At 53.1% G+C, this 1,232-nt stretch carries 1 protein-coding gene; it reads left to right on the top strand.

Annotation, left to right across the window (positions count from 1 at the left end; all coding sequences use genetic code 11):
• The coding region (locus ACR0L4_RS23615) for a cadherin-like domain-containing protein (RefSeq protein ID WP_480515641.1) at positions 1–1,232 on the top strand (1,232 nt) is incomplete at both ends.

Here is a 1,232-nt window from a genome sequence, read left to right on the forward strand (position 1 = left end):
GCCCGCATTCTTGATGCGAGTGGAGCTGAGATTGTCAGCGAATTCCTGGTCAATGAGATTACCGATGACTGGCAAAACAGCCCGAGCGTTACAGCGCTTTCCAACGGCGATTTCGTCGTCACCTGGCAGTCTTCTGACGGGCAACAAGGCGATATTTCCAGTACTGCCGTCAAGGCCCGCATCTTTAATGCGAATGGCGGTGAGATCGCCAGTGAGTTCCTGGTCAATGAGTTTACCGATGGCGGTCAGGCGTTCTCGAGTGTGACAGCCCTCGCCAATGGGAGTTTTGTCGTCACCTGGACGTCTGATGACCAGCAGCAAGGCGATGCGTCTGGTTCTGCGATCAAGGCCCGTATTTTCGATGAGAACGGTGTTGAGATTGTAAATGAATTCCTGGTCAATGAGTTCACTGATGGCAAGCAAGAGTCATCGAGTGTGACAGCCCTCACCAATGGCCGTTTTGTTGTCACCTGGGAGTCTGATGACCAGCAGCAAGGCGATACGTCTGGGGGTGCCGTCAAGGCCCGCATTCTTGATGCGAGTGGAGCTGAGATTGTCAGCGAATTCCTGGTCAATGAATACACCGCTAACACTCAAGGGAGCCCGAGCGTCACAGCGCTCGCCAATGGCCATTTCATCGTCACATGGAGGTCTAACGACGGGCAGCAAGGTGATACTGATTGGGCCATCAAGGCCCGTATTTTCGATGAGAACGGTGTTGAGATTGTAAATGAATTCCTGGTCAATGAGTTTACCAATAACGGCCAACACGACCCGAGTGTTACCGCCCTCGCCAATGGCCATTTCATCGTCACCTGGCACTCTTATGACGGGCAACAAGGTGATGCTTCCAGCTCTGCCATCAAGGCCCGCATCTTTGATGCGGATGGTAACGAGATCGTCAGTGAATTCCTGGTCAATGAATTTAACCATCTCTTTCAAGGCAACGCGAGTGTAACAGCCCTTGCCAATGGCGATTTTGTTGTCACCTGGCAGTCCGATGACGGGCAGCAAGGCGATACGTCCGGTTCTGCGATCAATGCCCGTATTTTTGATACAAACGGTGTTGCTCAAAACCCCTATCTTATCACCGAAGATGCTGTCACCTTGATTGAGACAGCCACGCTTCTTGCCAATGACAGCGATGTCGACGGGGATGCCCTCACGGTGACAGCTGTGTCTGCCACGAGTGCGCATGGCGCAGCCCTGACGCTGAACACCGATGGGACGAT

The organism is Ruegeria sp. AB5 (genome assembly GCF_056542645.1).